Annotated in this window: 1 protein-coding gene and 1 pseudogene; both read right to left on the bottom strand. The window is 39.9% G+C overall.

All coding sequences use genetic code 11. The features are described 5' to 3' along the window. Positions 1-126: 126 nt before the first annotated feature. Positions 127-762, bottom strand: a pseudogene (locus tag FTT73_RS16485) (IS3 family transposase); the annotation flags it as partial. Positions 763-1339: 577 nt separating this feature from the next. After that, a partial coding sequence (locus FTT73_RS16220) for a type II toxin-antitoxin system RelE/ParE family toxin (protein WP_373686445.1) occupies positions 1340-1535 on the bottom strand: 196 nt, incomplete at its 5' end.

The raw sequence follows: 1535 nt of genomic DNA, 5'->3' as shown, positions 1-1535 counted from the left end.
GGATAATCTTTTTCAGATTCAATCAATAATTGAACCGCTCTTTCTCTGATTTCAGGGGTATATTTTAATTTTGTCATCGGGATAGTCTCTCAGAATATTGACTCTCCGACAAACCCGGTACGGTTCAGTCTGCCACCCATGGCTGGTGTATTGACTGCCTTGGTCAGAATGAATCAGGACTTTGTTCTTTGGGTTTCTTCGCCACAAAGCCATCAATAATGCATTTAAAAGCAGGTCTGTGGTGATTCTGGATTTCATCGACCAGCCAACCACAAGACGCGAAAATAAATCAATCACCACCGCAAGATATAACCAGCCTTCATGCGTACGGATATAAGTGATTTCAGTCACCCACAGTTGGTTGGGATGAATTGGATAAATTGTCGGTCTAAAGTGTTTGCAGCAACGACAGCGGTATTACCAGCATGAGATCTAGGTTTACGATAACCCCGCTATGATTTAAGACAATTAGCTTTCATCAACCGATAGACCTGATTGATCCCGTAACTCTCACCAACATCTTTCAAATCACAGTGAATCTTGCGATAGCCAGATTCTAGCCAGAATTACCCAAAGAGTTGTTGCCGTTTCTTGGCAGTTTTACTGGTTGGTTGCTTTAACCTTTAACCATGCGTAATAATCACTGTGATGAACATCCAGAGTTGAACATAAACAACGGATCGGCTATATTTGCTGATTGTCCTGAATAAAGGCGTACCTCATTTGGACTGGCTTGCGAAGTACACCGCGGCCTTTTTTAATATGTCCCTTCCAATACGGCTATTGATACAGCTATTAAAACAGCAAAAACAAACGATAAAATATAAGCAATCACCTACTCAAAAAGCTCAACAACCAAAAGCCGTGAGCCAATTTGATTGCATGCCTTTATAGACCCTACCTCGTCTATCAACATCTAGGACCAGAACAACAACTTTATTCTCCATGACTTGATATACCAATCCAAATTGATCAGTAATGTCCTGGAAGCAGCACAGATCCTTCCAAGCATCTCTTTTAATACAGCTATTGATACAGTTATCGAAACAACAAAACAAACGATAAAATATAAGCAATTACCTACTCAAAAAGCTCAACAACCAAAAGCCGTGAGCCAATTTGATTGCATGCCTTTATAGACCCTACCTCGTCTATCAACATCTAGGACCAGAACAACAACTTTATTCTCCATGACTTGATATACCAATCCAAATTGATCAGTAATGTCCTGGAAGCAGCACAGATCCTTCCAAGCATCTCTTTCAATACAGCTATTGATACAGTTATCGAAACAACAAAACAAACGATAAAATATAAGCAATCACCTACTCAAAAAAGCTCAACAACCAAAAGCCGTGAGCCAATTTGATTGCATGCCTTTATAGACCCTACCTCGTCTATCAACATATAGGACCAGAACAACAACTTTATTCTCCATGACTTGATATACCAATCCAAATTGATCAGTAATGTCCTGGAAGCAGCACAGATCCTTCCAAGCATCTCTTTCAATACAGCTATTGATACAGCTATCG

Source organism: Acinetobacter sp. YH01006 (assembly GCF_013420445.1).
GTDB classification, from domain to species: Bacteria; Pseudomonadota; Gammaproteobacteria; order Pseudomonadales; family Moraxellaceae; genus Acinetobacter; species Acinetobacter pseudolwoffii.
This window is presented reverse-complemented; position numbering and strand designations above follow the sequence as displayed.